Origin of the sequence: Deefgea rivuli DSM 18356 (assembly GCF_000620145.1) — a bacterium.
Classification (GTDB): domain Bacteria; phylum Pseudomonadota; class Gammaproteobacteria; order Burkholderiales; family Chitinibacteraceae; genus Deefgea; species Deefgea rivuli.
In genome coordinates, this window is record NZ_JHVM01000008.1 from 282,689 (window position 1) to 298,510 (window position 15,822).

The 15,822-nt window shown below is 50.4% G+C and carries 17 protein-coding genes; 5 read left to right on the plus strand and 12 right to left on the minus strand.

The window, feature by feature from the left end; translation table 11 throughout:
• Nucleotides 1-91: 91 nt before the first annotated feature.
• From Q320_RS0103870 to Q320_RS0103880, 3 genes are all read right to left on the minus strand, one after another.
• Nucleotides 92-346: a hypothetical protein gene (locus Q320_RS0103870; RefSeq protein WP_027467916.1), complete on the minus strand. Its 255-nt coding sequence runs from the start codon at nt 344-346 to the stop codon at nt 92-94.
• On the minus strand, nt 343-1,149 hold the full coding sequence (gene pabC, locus Q320_RS0103875; protein ID WP_035852088.1) for an aminodeoxychorismate lyase: 807 nt from the start codon (nt 1,147-1,149) through the stop codon (nt 343-345). The genes Q320_RS0103870 and pabC overlap by 4 nt, the downstream gene beginning before the upstream one ends.
• A 151-nt stretch (nt 1,150-1,300) precedes the next feature.
• Nucleotides 1,301-2,614, minus strand: coding sequence for an aminodeoxychorismate synthase component I (locus tag Q320_RS0103880; protein ID WP_027467918.1), 1,314 nt, complete (start codon nt 2,612-2,614; stop codon nt 1,301-1,303).
• A 50-nt stretch (nt 2,615-2,664) separates the two neighbouring features.
• On the opposite strand from Q320_RS0103880, the gene Q320_RS0103885 reads away from it, so the two are divergent.
• Together Q320_RS0103885 and Q320_RS0103890 are read left to right on the plus strand one after the other, a co-directional pair.
• Complete coding sequence (locus Q320_RS0103885; RefSeq protein WP_027467919.1) at nt 2,665-3,195, plus strand: lipocalin family protein; 531 nt, start codon at nt 2,665-2,667, stop codon at nt 3,193-3,195.
• Between the two features lie 93 nt (nt 3,196-3,288).
• Nucleotides 3,289-4,245: a substrate-binding domain-containing protein gene (locus tag Q320_RS0103890; RefSeq protein ID WP_051534441.1), complete on the plus strand. Its 957-nt coding sequence runs from the start codon at nt 3,289-3,291 to the stop codon at nt 4,243-4,245.
• A 156-nt stretch (nt 4,246-4,401) separates the two neighbouring features.
• Here Q320_RS0103890 and Q320_RS0103895 read toward each other — a convergent pair whose 3' ends face one another.
• Entirely contained in the window at nt 4,402-5,562 is a 1,161-nt protein-coding gene (locus Q320_RS0103895; protein WP_027467921.1) for an AAA family ATPase, read from the minus strand.
• Between the two features lie 340 nt (nt 5,563-5,902).
• Between Q320_RS0103895 and Q320_RS0103905 the strand changes: the two genes are divergently transcribed.
• Complete coding sequence (locus Q320_RS0103905) at nt 5,903-7,327, plus strand: erythromycin esterase family protein (RefSeq protein ID WP_035852091.1); 1,425 nt, start codon at nt 5,903-5,905, stop codon at nt 7,325-7,327.
• Nucleotides 7,328-7,466: 139 nt separating this feature from the next.
• Here Q320_RS0103905 and fabF read toward each other — a convergent pair whose 3' ends face one another.
• The 8 genes from fabF to Q320_RS0103945 all read right to left on the minus strand — a co-directional run bounded on the left by fabF (nt 7,467) and on the right by Q320_RS0103945 (nt 14,240).
• Nucleotides 7,467-8,708 carry a beta-ketoacyl-ACP synthase II gene (gene fabF / locus Q320_RS0103910; RefSeq protein WP_027467924.1) on the minus strand — a complete coding sequence of 414 codons (1,242 nt, stop codon included), beginning with the start codon at nt 8,706-8,708 and terminating at the stop codon, nt 7,467-7,469.
• A gap of 206 nt (nt 8,709-8,914) precedes the next feature.
• Nucleotides 8,915-9,154, minus strand: a complete 240-nt coding sequence (gene acpP, locus Q320_RS0103915; protein ID WP_027467925.1) for an acyl carrier protein — start codon at nt 9,152-9,154, stop codon at nt 8,915-8,917.
• 290 nt (nt 9,155-9,444) lie between these two features.
• The gene (gene fabG, locus Q320_RS0103920) at nt 9,445-10,188 is read right to left on the minus strand and encodes a 3-oxoacyl-ACP reductase FabG (protein ID WP_027467926.1); all 744 of its coding nucleotides are present in this window, start codon (nt 10,186-10,188) and stop codon (nt 9,445-9,447) included.
• Between the two features lie 83 nt (nt 10,189-10,271).
• A complete protein-coding gene (gene fabD, locus Q320_RS0103925; RefSeq protein ID WP_027467927.1) occupies nt 10,272-11,198 on the minus strand; it encodes an ACP S-malonyltransferase in 927 nt (308 codons plus the stop codon).
• 60 nt (nt 11,199-11,258) lie between these two features.
• Nucleotides 11,259-12,215 (minus strand): beta-ketoacyl-ACP synthase III, encoded by a 957-nt coding sequence (locus Q320_RS0103930; protein WP_027467928.1) that lies wholly within the window; start codon nt 12,213-12,215, stop codon nt 11,259-11,261.
• Between the two features lie 82 nt (nt 12,216-12,297).
• Nucleotides 12,298-13,338, minus strand: a complete 1,041-nt coding sequence (gene plsX, locus Q320_RS0103935) for a phosphate acyltransferase PlsX (RefSeq protein ID WP_027467929.1) — start codon at nt 13,336-13,338, stop codon at nt 12,298-12,300.
• A gap of 200 nt (nt 13,339-13,538) precedes the next feature.
• Nucleotides 13,539-13,718, minus strand: a complete 180-nt coding sequence (rpmF, locus tag Q320_RS0103940) for a 50S ribosomal protein L32 (protein ID WP_027467930.1) — start codon at nt 13,716-13,718, stop codon at nt 13,539-13,541.
• A 27-nt stretch (nt 13,719-13,745) separates the two neighbouring features.
• On the minus strand, nt 13,746-14,240 hold the full coding sequence (locus Q320_RS0103945; RefSeq protein WP_027467931.1) for a YceD family protein: 495 nt from the start codon (nt 14,238-14,240) through the stop codon (nt 13,746-13,748).
• A 95-nt stretch (nt 14,241-14,335) separates the two neighbouring features.
• Here Q320_RS0103945 and Q320_RS0103950 point away from each other — a divergent pair, with 95 nt between their 5' ends.
• A complete protein-coding gene (locus Q320_RS0103950) occupies nt 14,336-14,941 on the plus strand; it encodes a Maf family protein (RefSeq protein WP_035852095.1) in 606 nt (201 codons plus the stop codon).
• 129 nt (nt 14,942-15,070) lie between these two features.
• Nucleotides 15,071-15,778 carry an SAM-dependent methyltransferase gene (locus tag Q320_RS0103955; RefSeq protein WP_027467933.1) on the plus strand — a complete coding sequence of 236 codons (708 nt, stop codon included), beginning with the start codon at nt 15,071-15,073 and terminating at the stop codon, nt 15,776-15,778.
• Nucleotides 15,779-15,822: the final 44 nt, after the last annotated feature.

Genomic DNA, 15,822 nt, shown 5'->3' on the forward strand with positions numbered 1-15,822 from the left:
TTCACCTCCATGCTAATTTCATCCTTAATCTATAGACCGATTTTTGGCTAGCACGATGATTATTTGCAGTAAATCTGGCGCAATAATGAACTTAAGGCGTCGCTTTGGCCGCGCAGTATTTGGCGTAATCGGCCTGCAACACTTTTTGCTTTTCCAGCATCTTCCGAATGTCGTACGGTTGATTATTTCCAGTCAAGCGGCGCTGAATTAGACTTTGCTCTTTACTAATTTTGGCGCAGCGCTGTGCCTCTAATTCAGCCAGTTTTTCTGGGCTCGCTTTATAATATTCTTGCGCCTGCGCCGTGCTCGCAATCAAAACGATAGTAATCAATAAACTCAATTTCATTTAAATACACTCAATTGTTGCTGAACGATATGGATCAAATTGGCATCAATCGCCCAATGCTGCTGCTCAAACTGCCGCACCGGTACGCAGCCCGCCAAACTATTGCAGACAAAAACCTGCGTAGCAGAATATACGTCGCTCAAACTGACCTGACGCTCTTTAATGGGTATATCGTCAAGAACTACAATTTTTAATAGCATAGAACGATATACCCCTGCCACACCCGATTCGTCCAGTTGCGGCGTACACCAGGCCCCATCGATCAGCGCAAAAAGATTACTCATCACGCCTTCAATGACAAAACCATCACGATCGAGCATCACGCCATCAAAGATGCTTGGATCAGACCATTCACGCCGCGCGATAACGTTTTCCAAACGATTCAAATGTTTAATACCCGCCAACGCTGGTTGCCAGCTCGCACGCGTTCTGCACAGCCGCAGCACTGCGCCTTCGGTATAAAGCTCTGGAGAATACGCAGGCAAAGCGGCCAATTGCACGATGCGATTCGACTGCAAATCGGCGGCGGCCACATAGCCCCGCGCCGATTCGCCGCGCGTGATAATGATTTTAATGCTGTGGTTTTGTGGCATGAGCAGCGCAATATCGGCCAGCAGCAGCGCTTCGCTCGGCGCGACAATACCAATCCGAGCGCAATCGCTGACGAGTTTGGCATATTGCTGCGACCAAAACTCAATCCGGCCATCGACTACTTTCATCGTACGAAACACGCCATCGCCAAACTGGATCGCACGGTCATTCAAACTCAGGCTTTCAGCCAAAACCCCATTCACCAAGCGCATCAATTTGCTCCCTGCACATTGGCAGTAAAGTCAAAAACGGGGATCACGAAAAGCACGAAAAAAAGCCGAAAGACACGAAAAAAATCAAAGCTGCCAAGTTGCTGTTCGTGTCTTTTCGTGTGTTTCGTGGACCAATGAATTGTTATTTGAATCAACCCGCCACACCCAATGCGCGCAATAAACCACGCGCTTTGTGCCGTGTTTCTTGCAGCTCTTTTTCCGCATCCGAATCAGCGACAATGCCTGCGCCTGCGCGGAAATACAGTTGCTCGCCGCGCTGGACAAAGGTGCGAATCAAAATATTGCTATCCATGCTGCCGTCGCGGTTGATGTAGCCCAAGCTGCCGGTGTAGGCCAAGCGAGGGCGATCTTCTAGCTCGCGGATAATTTGCATACAGCGTACTTTCGGGCAACCGGTAATCGTGCCGCCCGGAAACAGCGCGCGCAGTACATCGGCAGTATTCAGACCCGCGCGCAGCTCGGCGCGGATATTCGATTCGATATGATGCACAAAAGAATACGTCGCCACCGCCATTAGCTCATCGACTTTCACCGTACCCGGCACCGCGATTCGCCCCAAATCATTACGCTCTAAATCGACCAGCATAATGTGTTCGGCGCGCTCTTTGGGTGTATCGAGCAGGCGTTGCTTCAATGCCGCGTCTTCAACGGGATCAAGCGATCGGGCAAACGTACCCGCAATCGGCCGCGTTTGCACAATGCCGTCTTTGACTTGCACCAAGCGCTCGGGCGATGAGCTGATAATCTGCCCCGCCGCGCCTAAATTCAAATATGCTGAAAACGGCGCTGGATTGGCAATTCGCAATGCCGCGTACACATCCGTCGCCGCGCCTTGCGAAAGCGAGACATCCCAGCCGCGCGATAAATTCACCTGAAACACATCGCCATCGACGATGTATTGCTTGGCGCGCGCCGCGCCGTCGAGAAACTGCTGCGGATCGTCTTCTGAGATCGCCGCAATCTGCAAAGGCTGCGCCTGCCATGCTTTGGCAGATGCAAGCAGTTCTTGTAACTGCGCCAACAATTCCGGCGTTTCAGCAACAAGCGTTGCAGCTTGTGTTTCACGTTGCAGCACAATCGCCGCCGGGCAGCGAATGAGTACGCCCACTGGGAAATCAGCATACTCACCCAGAGTACGTGAGATTACGCTAGGCTCAAAAAGCTCTAGAAGCTCATACCCCGCATAAAACACCCAGCCCCCCTGAAAGGGTAAATCGGACGCAATCGGCGCAGATTCTCCAATCATGGCCAAGTCGCGCAGCAAAGCCGCGCCTTCATGCGCCGCATACAGGCGGAACTCGCTCGGCAGGGCAAATAGGATATCCCAACCCTGCGTTTGCGAAGATTGCAGCAGAGCGGGAAAATGTTGGGGCGCATTTGCGGCCAGCGCTAGCAAATCCGGCGCTTGGGGCAAATCGCTCGTAAAATAGTTAAATTCAGGCATAGGCGCTATTGTAGCAAAGCCCGCCAACTCACCGCACATGAAGGCACACGATGAAACAACTTTTAATCAGCGCCCTCCTCGCCAGCTCCTCATTAATGGCGGCCGATTTACCGCCCGTGCAATCGGTCGCCAATGTTGATTTGGCGCGCTATGTCGGCCAATGGCATGAAATCGCCCGCTTCCCGATGTACTTTCAAAATCAATGCGTCGGCGACGTCACGGCCAATTACAGCCAGATGGACAATGGCAAAATCAAAGTCATCAACCGCTGCCGCACCAAAGACGGTGAATTTGATCAAGCCGAAGGCAGCGCCAGCGTCGTCGAAAACACCGGCAATGCGCAACTGAAAGTGAGCTTTTTCTGGCCGTTTCGCGCCGATTATTGGGTGATTGGCCTTGATCCCGATTATCGCTGGGCGGTGGTGGGCAATCCGAATCGCAAATACCTGTGGATTTTATCGCGCACTAAAACTATGACGTCTAGCGATTTAGCGGCGGCCAAAGCCAGTGCTGCAGCACAAGGCTTCCCTTTACAGCAATTAATCCAAAGCGAGACTGCAGCGGTTCAAGTCAATAGCTAGTTGCCGCAGTAAGCTTACCGCCTATCGGTCACAGACTCCGAATTGTCAGAATTGGGCTAATACTGATGTGAAATGCTGTTAGGAAATAGGCACATGACATTTCAATTTCGCTTCCAGCGCATGCTTTTGGCACTGTTGCTCGCAACTTGCTGCCTCTACACGCTTGCCGCCGAGCCTTGGCCACGCTCGATCGGCGTGAGTATTTCTAGTTTGGAAAATCCTTACTTTGTCGCGCTAGCGCAAGGTGTGCGCCAAAAAGCTAAACAACTCAACCCGAAAACCAAATTTATCATCACATCAGCAGGCTATAGCGCCGAAATGCAAATCGAGCAAATCAGCACGATGATCAAGCAAAAGGTGGATTTGATTCTCGTTAGCGCCTCTGACGAGAACGCGCTGGCCGACATTTTATTAGCGGCGCGCAAGCAAGGAATTATCGTGATTGGTGTCGATGTGCGTGCCCAAGGGGCGATGCAAACCGTGCTGACGCACAATGTACTCGCCGGCCAGCTGGTTTGCGAATATCTCGCGAACAGTCTCAGCGGCAAAGGCCGCGTCGCGATTCAAACTGGGCCACAAGTTTCCTCGGTCATTGATCGCGTCAACGGCTGTAAACAGGCGTGGAGTAAATATCCGAATCTACAATTAGTAAGCCAAACCGAAGATGGTGAAGGCTCAATTTGGGGCGGTTACACCGCGATGCAGCAGCTAATCAAGCAACACGGCCATGTTGATGCGATTTTTACCATTAACGATAGACAGGCGCTAGGCACATTACAGGCGTTGCAAAAAGCCAAACAAACGCAGACAAAAATTGGCTCAGTGGATGGCTCTCAAGCTGTCGTGAACGCGATTACTCAAGGTTCGGCGATTATCGCCACCGCCAGCCAATCACCCGGCACGATGGGCCAGCGAGCAATTGAGATGGCTGTCGCGCTACATCAAGGCGGCAAAGCCACGCCTGAACTGGAGTTGATGCAACCCACTTTAGTCACGCCAAACAATTCAGCGCAATTTAAAGCTTGGGATGCAAACAACCCAAGACAATAGGTATATGCACATGACCCTTTATCTAAAATGCCTGTAATTAAATACCCATCATAGAAATAAATAATCGATTGAAAACTTTGAGAGCGCTTGCTTGTGAATATTTGCTTTCACATGCCCACCCACGCCGACAAGAAGCAAGACGTTTTTTTAATCAGCTTATCGAGCCGACCATTGCCAAGGCGGCCTTTCTAAATCGTGCAGCCCCACAATTGCCGTTTCACCGAATTCTTTGTTCAAAATAATCGAGTTGCAGTCACTCTCACGCTCCAGCGCGGCGACCAGACGATTGGCGTGACTAACGACAATCACTTGGCTACGCTGCGCAGCGGCACAAATCAAGCGCGCTAAAGCCGGTAATAAATCAGGATGCAAGCTGGTTTCTGGCTCGTTAAGCACGAGTAATTCCGGCGGGCGCGGACTCAGCAGTGCGGCAACTAACAGCAAATAACGCAGTGTGCCGTCCGATAGCTCACTCGCCGCCAAAGGCCGCAACAGCCCATGCTGCCACATCAACACGCTAAATCGGCCTTGCTGCACCTCAATTTCAATCCGTGCGCCAGGAAAGGCATCGTCAATTGCCGCCGCCAGCGCCTCAGTCTCACCAATTTCAATAATCGTTTGCAAAGCCGCCGCTAAATTAGCGCCATCATTAGCCAGAATCGGCGTATACGTGCCGATTTGTGGCTGCCGCGCAGACGCGGCGGCATCGGTGCGCAGATGATCGTAAAAACGCCAGCGACGCATCGCTTCACGCAATTGCAGCACTTCGGGCGCGTTGATCGGATCGGCACATTGTGTAAATACGCTCTCGTACGTCGGCACATGCTGATTGACGACTTGCCATGCACGACCATCGCGCGTTCGCGCCACTGCGCCGCGCCGATCCAGCAATAGCGCTGCGTCGCGCTGAATTCGCCCGGCCCAGATTTGCTCGCGTTTGATTTCTGGATCACCCGCAAACATTGAGATCGATGGTGTCGGCAATCCCAAATCAATCACATACGAAAAATCATCGCCAGCAAAACCCAGTTTCAGCGCCACCGTGGCTTGCCGCACCGTGCCTTGAATCGGCACATCACCGCGCCGCATTGCTGCGCTGATATTTTCTGGGCCAGCCCACAGCGTTGAAGCAAAACCGCCTTCTTGCGCCAAATGCGCGATCAAGCGCCCTTCCGCCGCCTCGGCAGTTAAACGCAAGGCGCGGTACAGGCTCGATTTCCCGCTGCCATTCGTACCGCTGATGACGTTCAGTTGCGCCAACGGCACGATCAAATCGCGTAGTGAGCGGTAATTGGCAATGGCAAGGGTGTGTAGCATGGCGGGTTGGAGTCGATCAGAAGAGTCATCATCATAATGATTTGTTCACATGCTGTGCGTGTTTAAAGGCACAAAAAAAAGTCCATTCATGGCTACAAGACGTTGATTTTACGCACTCGACTACACCCAAATGGATGTTATCAAAATTAATTCTTACAGAAAACACAGCAAAAAAATCGGCAGACAAGCAACATCACCAAGCAAAATACTGACTTAAAATAAATAAAAACGTAAGCTTAGAGTTTGCATTGGACTTGATGATGGGTATCCAAGTCCCCCCCTCCCTATTCTAAGCAAATCATCCCTATCCAATGGGATCTAACCTCAATAGCGAAAACTGATGAAAATAAATAATTGGATTACTTGCAGCCTTGTTACGGCACTTTCAGCTTGTGGCGGTGGCGGCTCATCATTACCCGTAACGCCAACGCCCCCAGCAGAATTGGGAACCACATTTAAAACTAAATCTTCAAACGTCATTGTTGAAGTTTTTTTACCCGATGCAATACGTGATTGGGTGAAAGGTGCAGCCAGTCCAATCCGCAGCATTTCAGCTCAAGCGAATGATGATTTTGCTGATCTGGCAGCGTTTGGCAACGCCATCGGCGATGCTCGAATCGTCTCTATCACTGAATATGCACATGGTGATGCGAATGCTTTTGAATTGATGAATCGTCAGGTGCAATATTTGCATCAGAAGAAAGGCTTTGATGTTCTCATCATGGAAAGTGCGATGTTCGATGTAGAGGCGATCTGGCGTAGTGCGATGACGAAAAATGCATCGGTTGCCGACCTAGCAGCTGGCCGAGTTTTTTTTATGTATTCAAAAACCGATTCGGGCCGCAAGGTACTGCATTATATTGATCAGCAAAAAACCAGTGCTCGGCCATTGATTTTTACTGGGCTTGGTATTCCTGCGGGTGGCGATGCCTCCATCAAAGAAATCGCGCCAGCGCTGCAGCTCTTCCTGCAAAATCGTAAATCGACTATTCCACAACAGAGCAACTGGGCACAATTTGCCAATATCGCACAACAGGCTGCCGCCTTAACTTCAGCAGATATAGATAAATCCGTTTTTTACACTGTTGCAGACCAGATCAAAGCAGAAATTTGTAGCGACCCCACTATCGCCGCCACACCGCGCGAAACGGCAGGCTGGTGGTGCCTCCAAATCAAAGGACTGGTCGCTGCTGCTCAACGCCAAACCACGCTCGCCAAGACGGGTGAACTCCCACGATATGATCCGCGTGAAACACAAATGGCAAGCAATGCACTGTGGACGATTCAGCAGATGCATCCCAATAAAAAAATTATCATTTGGTCAAATGAAGTTCACGGACTCAATCTAAAGAAAGAAAAATGCTTTTTAGATAACGTAAGATGCGAACAACTAGTGAACCCAGAAATAGCGTACAGCATGGCCGCTCACCTACGCGATGCGCTTGGCAAACAACTCTACATTGCGAAAAATACAGCCCAAGCTGGGGAGTTAACTTCATTCGAAGGGCCTGGAACCTTTACCCTCAGCAATAGCTTAGATAATGTACTGCTGTCACTCAATTTATTAAACTCAAATCAAGTCTTTATCAATGCGCCATCTGACGGCAGCATGCGTACAAAACTTGAGAAAGTGAAGCTACCGCAAAATCCTTCTATCTTGGATAGATCTTTTGCCGTACTTGGACGGGAAATGGACGGCCTCTTCTATTACCCACTTGCAACGCCCGCCATCCGTAAAGATTATCCAACTAATCCACTACCTTAATTGATGCATCCCTAAGCAAATTGAGGATTTATTAACACCACAGTGGGTATATGAATTAGAACCTTTACAGGAAACGACTAGAGAGAAATACCCACAAAAAAGCCACCCGAAGGTGGCTTTTTTCAATTGTGAATCACACTTAAACTTTCTTAAACACCAGCGTACCGTTGGTGCCGCCAAAACCGAAAGAATTGGAGATCGCAACTTCAATCTTCATATCCCGTGCCGTATTAGCGCAATAATCCAAATCGCAACCCGCTTCAAAGTCTTGATCGTGCAGATTAATCGTCGGTGGCGACACTTGATTGTGCAGCGCCAAGATCGAGTAAATCGCTTCAACACCACCCGCACCGCCCAGTAAATGGCCAGTCATGGATTTAGTTGAATTAATCACCAGTTTTTTAGCATGATCGCCAAACGCGATTTTCAGCGCATTGGTTTCATTGGCATCACCCAATGGCGTCGATGTGCCGTGTGCATTCACATATTGCACTTGATCGACATTCACACCGGCATCACGGAGTGCATTTGCCACGCCGCGCGCAGGGCCTTCGGCGCTTGGTGCGGTAATGTGGTGTGCATCAGAACTCATCCCAAAACCAGCGAGTTCAGCGTAAATCGTTGCGCCGCGTTTTTTCGCGTGTTCGTACTCTTCGAGCACCAAGACACCCGCGCCCTCACCCATGACGAAACCATCACGGCCTTTATCCCACGGGCGTGAAGCGGTTTTTGGATCGTCGTTGCGCGTCGACAATGCTTTCATCGCGCCGAAACCACCAATCGCCATTTTGCAGATAGTGCCTTCAGCACCACCGGCAATCATCACATCAGCGTCGCCGTACTGAATAATCCGCGCGGCGTCACCAATACTATGCGCACCAGTGGTACACGCTGAAACGATCCCATAACTTGGGCCTTGATAGCCTTTCATAATGGAAACGTGACCAGCGATCATATTGATCAATGAGCCAGGAATAAAGAAGGGGCCGATTTTACGCGTGCCGCCTTCGATATACGCCGCATTGGTTTGCTCGATCAATTGCAAGCCACCAATACCCGAACCGATATTCACGCCAACGCGAGTTTTATCTAGGTCGGCCACATCATCCAATCCAGAATCCGTGATCGCTTGCATCGCAGCGGCGATACCGTAATGGATAAAGTCATCCATACGGCGCGCGTCTTTTGGATTCACGTATTGGGTAACGTCGAAATCTTTTACTTGGCCTGCTACATGGCAGCCCATATCACTCGGATCAAAGCGAGTGATTAAATCAATGCCGGATTGACCAGCAAGCAGGTTGGCCCAGCCAGTGGCAACATCATTGCCAACTGGGGAAACTTGGCCCAAGCCGGTGACAACTACTCTGCGTTTCGACACGGGGGAACTCCGCTAAAGGCTGGGTATTCCCAGCCGCATCAATAAAATACCGGGCAAGCCGGCCACGCCAATAAAATCGATTCAGCTCAAGGCACGACGCAAAAAGTGCAAGCCATGCCGTTGTCGATCAAATTTTATCGCGCTAAATATGAAAAAACCCCCGCGACGACACAGGTGTGCCGCAACGGAGGTCGGGTCGTACTGAATTACTTGCTCAGGTGAGCTGACACATAGTCAACAGCTTGCTGAACTGTAGTGATCTTTTCTGCATCTTCGTCAGGGATTTCGCACTCGAATTCTTCTTCAAGCGCCATAACGAGTTCAACGGTGTCGAGAGAGTCGGCGCCGAGGTCGTTTACGAATGATGAATCAATCTTAACGTCAGTTTCTGGCACGCCGAGTTGTTCAGCAACGATCTTCTTCACGCGTTGTTCTAGGTTTTCCATGGATGTATATTCCCAAGCCTTTATTAGCTTAATATTCGAAAAAAACGTTCGCATTCTACCAAAAAAATGGCAATGCAAACAGGTTTTGGGGTTTTCTTGTACAAAATGTACAAAAATGTACAAGAAAACCGCTGTAAAAAAGTCCACCAATCCAGCAATAATGCGGCCTAGCCGCGCAAGTAACCCTACAAAATTTTTCTCGCAAGACGCAGAGTCGAAGGCAGTACAAATCGTACGACAAGACGATGCAACGATGCGATAGCGCTTTTGCCTTACTATTTATTGCTCGATTAATTCATAAACATGCCACCATTTACATGAATCGTGTTGCCGGTGATGTATCCCGCCTTATCCGAGGCCAAAAAGCCCACCGCATCGGCGATGTCTTTTGGATCACCCAAACGACCCAAGGCAATATTAGCGACTAATTGCGCTTTTTGCTCGTCAGGTAGACCACGGGTCATATCGGTATCAATAAAGCCCGGAGCAACGGCATTCACCGTCACGCCACGGCTGCCGATTTCTTTGGCCAGCGATTTAGTAAAACCAAATAACGCAGCTTTCGCAGCCGAATAATTCGTTTGCCCTGCATTGCCGGTTGCGCCAACGACTGAAGCGATATTAATAATTCGTCCCCAGCGCGCTTTCATCATGCCGCGCATCACCGCTTTAGACAATTTGTAGACGGGTTTCAGATTGGTATCCATGATGGCATCCCAGTCTTCATCTTTCATGCGCATCAGCAAATTATCCCGTGTGATGCCAGCGTTATTCACCAGCACGGCAATCGGGCCAAATTCTTTTTCAATCTGCGCCACGATGGCTTCACAGGCACCGTCTTCAGTCACTTGCAAACGCAGACCAGAACCTGTTGCGCCCGCTGCTTGGAGGTAATCTGAAATCGCCGCTGCACCTGAATCACTGGTCGCCGTGCCAATCACTGTTGCGCCTTGCGCGGCTAATTCTAAAGCAATGGCTTGGCCAATTCCGCGTGAAGCGCCAGTCACCAGCGCTACTTTACCTTGCAAACTCATTCTCCACCCCTATATCTAGGTATATCTCACCAAGGTATAGCTGCTAATAGCTGGCAGCATATACCCAAAATAAAAAAGTTTTATTACAAGGCCGCTTTCAGTTGCTCAATACTAGCTGAATCGACCAAAGCCACACCCTGCACATCCGCAGAAATCCGTTTAGTCAGGCCTGCTAACACTTTACCCGGACCACATTCGGCCAACACGGTCACGCCATCAGCGGCCATTTTTTGCACGGTTTCTACCCAACGAACGGGCTGATACAGCTGGCGCACCAAGGCATCACGAATCTGCTCGGCATCGTTATACGCGCTCACATCCGCATTGTGCAAGACAGGCACAATCGGTGTATTAATTTGGATGCTCGCCAATTTTGCCGCGAGTTTTTCTGCAGCTGGCTTCATCAAATCGCAATGCGATGGCACCGATACCGGCAACAACATCGCCCGCTTCGCACCGCGCGCTTTACACGCTTCACAAGCGCGCTCCACCGCCGCTTTGCTACCGGCAATCACCACTTGGCCGGGCGAATTGAAATTCACCGCTTGTACCACTTCGCCTTGCGCCGCCTCTGCACACGCTTCGATGATGAGTTCGTCGCTCAAACCCAAGATCGCCGCCATTGCACCCGTACCAGCAGGAACAGCTTCTTGCATCGCTTCCGCGCGCAAACGCACTACAGACAAGGCATCACCAAAGCTTAGGGCTTCCGCCGCCACCAAGGCGGTGTACTCGCCCAAGCTGTGCCCGGCCATCACGGCTGGCATTGCGCCGCCTTGCGATTGCCAAGCACGCCAAGCGGCGACACCCGCAGTCAACATCAAAGGCTGCGTATTCACCGTGGCATTGATGGCTTCCAGCGGGCCTTCTGTGGCCATCGCCCACATATCGTCGCCCAATACACCCGAAGCTTCGTCAAATGTGGCCTTAACAACCGCTAAATCAGTCCAGCCATTCATCATGCCGATCGATTGCGAACCTTGACCTGGAAATACAAAAGCGAATGACATATTTTTTCCTTTCAGACAGTAAAACGGCGCTGTATCAGCGCCGTTCACAATTTACTTAAATCAATATTTAACGAGGACAGAACCCCAAGCGAAGCCACCACCAATACCTTCCATCAGCAAGGTTTGGCCGCGTTGGATTTTACCACTGCGGATTCCGGCGTCCAAGGCCAATGGAATCGATGCCGCCGACGTATTACCGTGCTCGGCCACTGTTACAATGACATTGTCCATGCTCATATGCAGATGCTTAGCCGTGGATTCAATAATCCGAATATTCGCTTGATGCGGCACCAGCCAATCCACGTCCGATTTTGCCAAGCCGGCTTTGGCTAAAGTGCTTTCAGCGACTTCGGCCAAGGCTTTGACGGCAAATTTAAACACCGCATTGCCTTCCATATACACAAACGGATTGCCAACTAGCTCGCCTTGCTTAGGACGCGCATCGGTTTTCAAAATACCATTGTAGCGGCCATCGGCGTGTAAATGTGTCGCCAAAATACCAGGCTCTTCTGACGCTTTCAGTACCACTGCGCCCGCGCCATCACCAAACAAAATGCAGGTGCCGCGATCAGTCCAATCGATCAAATTCGATAGCGTTTCTGCGCCAACCACCACCGCGCATTTCACCGCACCGCTTTTAATAAATTGATCGGCCGTCGTCAAGGCATACACAAAACCCGCACAGACGGCTTGCATATCAAAGGCTGGGAAGCCATGTACGCCGAGCTTGTTTTGCAAAATGCAGGCAGTCGATGGGAAAATATTATCCGGCGTGGTCGTCGCAACGATCAGCAAATCCACTTCGCTTTTATCCACGCCAGCCGCAGCCAAGGCACGCTCAACCGCGATCAAGGCTAGATCAGACGTTAATTGATCGGGAGCCGCTAAATGGCGTTGGCGAATGCCGGTGCGCGACACAATCCATTCATCGGTGGTGTCGACTTTTTCCGCCAATTCGGCGTTGGTCAGAATTTTTTCTGGTAGATATGAACCAGTACCTGCAATACGGGAATACATAAACGTCCCCTAATAATTTCAAACAAGGGCTAGGTATTAGCCTGTAGCTATTAATCAACAATGCCTACAGAGTAATACCCAATCAATCTACGGTCGATTCCACCGCAGCATTCAGGTGCAATAGTTCTTGCTGCACCTGCTCGGTAATACGTTGAATCATGCCGGAGCGTGCTTCCTCAACGGCTTGAGACAGCGCCCAGTAAAATGCGTTTTTGTTCGCGCCGCCATGACTTTTTACCACGATGCCGCGTAAACCCAAGAACGACGCGCCATTGAAACGGTCCGGATCAAGGCGTGATTTAAAACGTTTGAGCAGCGGCATCGCCAACACGGCAACAAATTTGCTAAATAAATTACGGGTAAACTCTTCTTTTAAGAAGGTCGAAATCATTTTGACCAAACCTTCCGAAGCCTTCAACGCCACATTGCCGGTAAAACCATCGCAAGCGACGACATCCACCGTGCCACGATAAATATCATTACCTTCGACATTGCCGTGGAAATTAAGACGCGTTTTACGGATCATTTCCGCCGCTTCTTTCACCACTTCATTGCCTTTGATGTCTTCCGAGCCGATATTAAGCAGACCCACCGTCGGCGCATCAACGTGTTTCAGCGCAGCAAACATCGCCGAGCCCATGATGGCAAATTGCGTTAATTGCAAAGGCGTTGAATCGACATTCGCGCCCAAATCGAGCATCGCCGTTTGGCCCTTCATCGTCGGCATCAATTTGGCAATCGCTGGTCTATCAATCCCGGGAATGGTTTTAAGCACAAAGCGCGCCGTCGCCATCAAGGCGCCAGTGTTACCTGCCGATACGCAAGCATTGGCTTCGCCGGATTTAACCAAGTTAATCGCCACGCGCATCGATGAATCTTTTTTGTTCTTCATCGCAGATTGCGGTGATTCATCCATAGTGACGACCTCAGTCGCCGGATGAACGCGCAAACGGGGGTGCGTCACGGCATGGTGTGCTTTCAGTTCGGCAGCAATGGCATCGACCAAGCCCACCAAAACGATGTTCACATCAGGGTTATCGCGCAAAAAACGCAATGCAGCGGGCACAGTAACATGGGTGCCATGATCGCCACCCATGGCATCGACTGCGACAGTGATATCCATTAGCACACCTTAAATATCAAAGACAGCGGGCAAGATAATTGCCAGCCATTCGATTCGACAGCCACAGTCATATTCATTCCAACACCTAAAATGACGAACGGCGCAAGGGAGTTATTCTCATAGAGACACTCACTTGCGCCGTAAAGCTAGCCAGCTTGGCTAAAGAATTAACCCGCTCTGCTAAATTCAGCAAGCTGCGATTATTCGCCCTTAGCTTTGATCACACGACGGCCATTGTAAAAGCCGTTTGGAGAAATGTGGTGCGGGCGATGAACTTCACCAGTCGCTGCATCAACAGACAATGCTGGTGCAACTAGGAAGTCATGTGCACGGTGCATGCCACGTTTCGAAGGTGATTTTTTGTTTTGTTGAACTGCCATGTTTAATACTCCTAAGTACTCAGTTGTTTATTCCGCTTTCCTGGTTTTCAACTGAGCCAGGGCTGCAAACGGATTAGGTTTATCGCTTGCCAATTTGGCCAGCGCGTCATCGCCACCACATACATCATGTGAAAGCGCTACGGGTAAAGTGAGTAAAATCTCATCTTCAACCAGTGCTTCAATATCCAGCTCCGGATCGATCAGAATGCCGTCGAGGTCTTCGTCGAGCGCTTCGGCTTCGTCGATTTGTTCTTCGGTCACAAACTGCGTCAATACCGTTTCACTGTGGAGCTGCCAAGGCGCGCCTAAAAGGCAACGCTGACAAATCAACTGCAAAGTGCCTTTCACTTCTAAATAAAGCCAAGGGCGCTGCAATTTATCTACACCACTTTCGATATGCCAGAATACTTCGCCTGACGCATCGGCCAACAGGTCACTCAAACGTGAGAGCTGCGTAAGTGGGATAGAACCTTTAAGTTCTCGACCTTCTTGCGCAAATTCCGCGCTATGAATCACCGTCATGTGGCTGCCGCGTAGAACCGGAAACCGCGCATGATATAATCGACCACTACCCGCTGTCAAAGTATTTTGCGCTTTTCAAACCATGGTAACCACGTATGCAAACCCCTTCACTCCAAACTAATGCACCGCAACTCGTTCTGGCGTCTACATCGCTGTATCGAAAAGAACTTTTGTCTCGACTCGGCATTCCGTTTATCACCGCCGCGCCCGACTTAGATGAATCGCCGCTGGCAGGCGAAACCGCCGCACAAACCAGCGAGCGCCTCGCGATTGCTAAGGCCAAAGTGCTGGCGACGCAGTTTTCCAACAGCCTGATTATTGGTTCAGACCAAGTTGCGCTACTCAATGGCGAGCAGCTCGGAAAACCGGGCAACCATGAACGCGCCGTTCGGCAGTTAACCGCGATGCGCGGACAAACGATCGCCTTTCATACTGCGCTGTGCCTTTACAATACGGCAACCGGCCACACGCAAAGCCACGTCGACATTACGGCAGTGAGAATGCGCGATTACAGCGATGCGCAAATTGAAACCTATCTACAGCGCGAACAACCCTACAACTGCGCTGGCAGTGCTAAGACCGAAGGCTTAGGCATTGTGATGATCGCGGCGATTGAGGGCACGGATCCAGCAGCGATTATTGGCTTGCCGCTGATTGAATTGATTACGATGCTGGATGCGGAAGGTTTTTCTATTTTATAAAGCATCACGAAACCAATAGATGGGTATTTGAATATAACCCTTATTTAATAATGGCTAGATTAATATACCCTTCTTGAATAAAATCAAGCTACGACGTCTTTTTACCGTACACACGTTTGGAACAAAACCATGTCTGGAACGCTCTATCTTATTCCCGCCCCTATGGGTGGCGACACGCTCAACGATATTTTACCGGCTGACGTGCTTGAAATCGCCAAACGCCTAACCTATTTCGTTGTCGAAAACGCAAAGACGACGCGCGCGCATCTGAAAATGTTCGGCACGCCGCATGAATTGCGCAGCCTGCAAATGGATGAATTGTCCGAGCACACCAAAGACCATGAAGTGTTTGCGCTGCTCAAGCCGCTGCTGGATGGCATTGATGTCGGTTTGATGTCCGAAGCGGGCTGCCCTGGCGTGGCTGATCCTGGCGCGCGCTTAGTGCAATTGGCGCATCAACGCGGCATCAAAGTTGTGCCGCTGGTGGGGCCGTCGTCCTTGCTGCTGGCGCTGATGGCATCAGGCGCGAACGGGCAAAAATTCCGTTTTAATGGCTATTTGCCGTCGGACGCAGCTGGCCGCGTCGTCGCGATTCGCCAACTGGAAGCCACTTCCGCCAAAGAAGCTCAAGCTGAGCTATTTATCGAAACGCCGTATCGCAATGGCGCACTATTTCAAGCACTGGTCGCGACGCTAAAACCGAACACACGCCTGACTGTGGCTTGCGATATCACGCTAGTTAGCCAAGAAATTCTGACTTTAGAAGCTGCCCAATGGAAGAAAAAACCGGAACCAAACATCCATAAACGGCCAACGGTTTTTATCATTCAGGCGTAATAGACTACGGCGGAAAATAGAGTCGTTCATTTCGGCTCTATTGA

Coding starts and splice junctions, on each gene's coding strand:
- fabD (WP_027467927.1), bottom strand. CDS start 11,198: ATGTCATTCGCTTTTGTATTTCCAGGTCAAGGTTCGCAATCGATCGGC.
- Q320_RS0103905 (WP_035852091.1), top strand. CDS start 5,903: ATGAAAATAAATAATTGGATTACTTGCAGCCTTGTTACGGCACTTTCA.
- fabG (WP_027467926.1), bottom strand. CDS start 10,188: ATGAGTTTGCAAGGTAAAGTAGCGCTGGTGACTGGCGCTTCACGCGGA.
- Q320_RS0103880 (WP_027467918.1), bottom strand. CDS start 2,614: ATGCCTGAATTTAACTATTTTACGAGCGATTTGCCCCAAGCGCCGGAT.
- Q320_RS0103890 (WP_051534441.1), top strand. CDS start 3,289: ATGACATTTCAATTTCGCTTCCAGCGCATGCTTTTGGCACTGTTGCTC.
- Q320_RS0103930 (WP_027467928.1), bottom strand. CDS start 12,215: ATGTATTCCCGTATTGCAGGTACTGGTTCATATCTACCAGAAAAAATT.
- Q320_RS0103885 (WP_027467919.1), top strand. CDS start 2,665: ATGAAACAACTTTTAATCAGCGCCCTCCTCGCCAGCTCCTCATTAATG.
- Q320_RS0103950 (WP_035852095.1), top strand. CDS start 14,336: ATGCAAACCCCTTCACTCCAAACTAATGCACCGCAACTCGTTCTGGCG.
- pabC (WP_035852088.1), bottom strand. CDS start 1,149: ATGCGCTTGGTGAATGGGGTTTTGGCTGAAAGCCTGAGTTTGAATGAC.
- Q320_RS0103870 (WP_027467916.1), bottom strand. CDS start 346: ATGAAATTGAGTTTATTGATTACTATCGTTTTGATTGCGAGCACGGCG.
- rpmF (WP_027467930.1), bottom strand. CDS start 13,718: ATGGCAGTTCAACAAAACAAAAAATCACCTTCGAAACGTGGCATGCAC.
- Q320_RS0103945 (WP_027467931.1), bottom strand. CDS start 14,240: ATGACGGTGATTCATAGCGCGGAATTTGCGCAAGAAGGTCGAGAACTT.
- Q320_RS0103895 (WP_027467921.1), bottom strand. CDS start 5,562: ATGCTACACACCCTTGCCATTGCCAATTACCGCTCACTACGCGATTTG.
- acpP (WP_027467925.1), bottom strand. CDS start 9,154: ATGGAAAACCTAGAACAACGCGTGAAGAAGATCGTTGCTGAACAACTC.
- plsX (WP_027467929.1), bottom strand. CDS start 13,338: ATGGATATCACTGTCGCAGTCGATGCCATGGGTGGCGATCATGGCACC.
- Q320_RS0103955 (WP_027467933.1), top strand. CDS start 15,071: ATGTCTGGAACGCTCTATCTTATTCCCGCCCCTATGGGTGGCGACACG.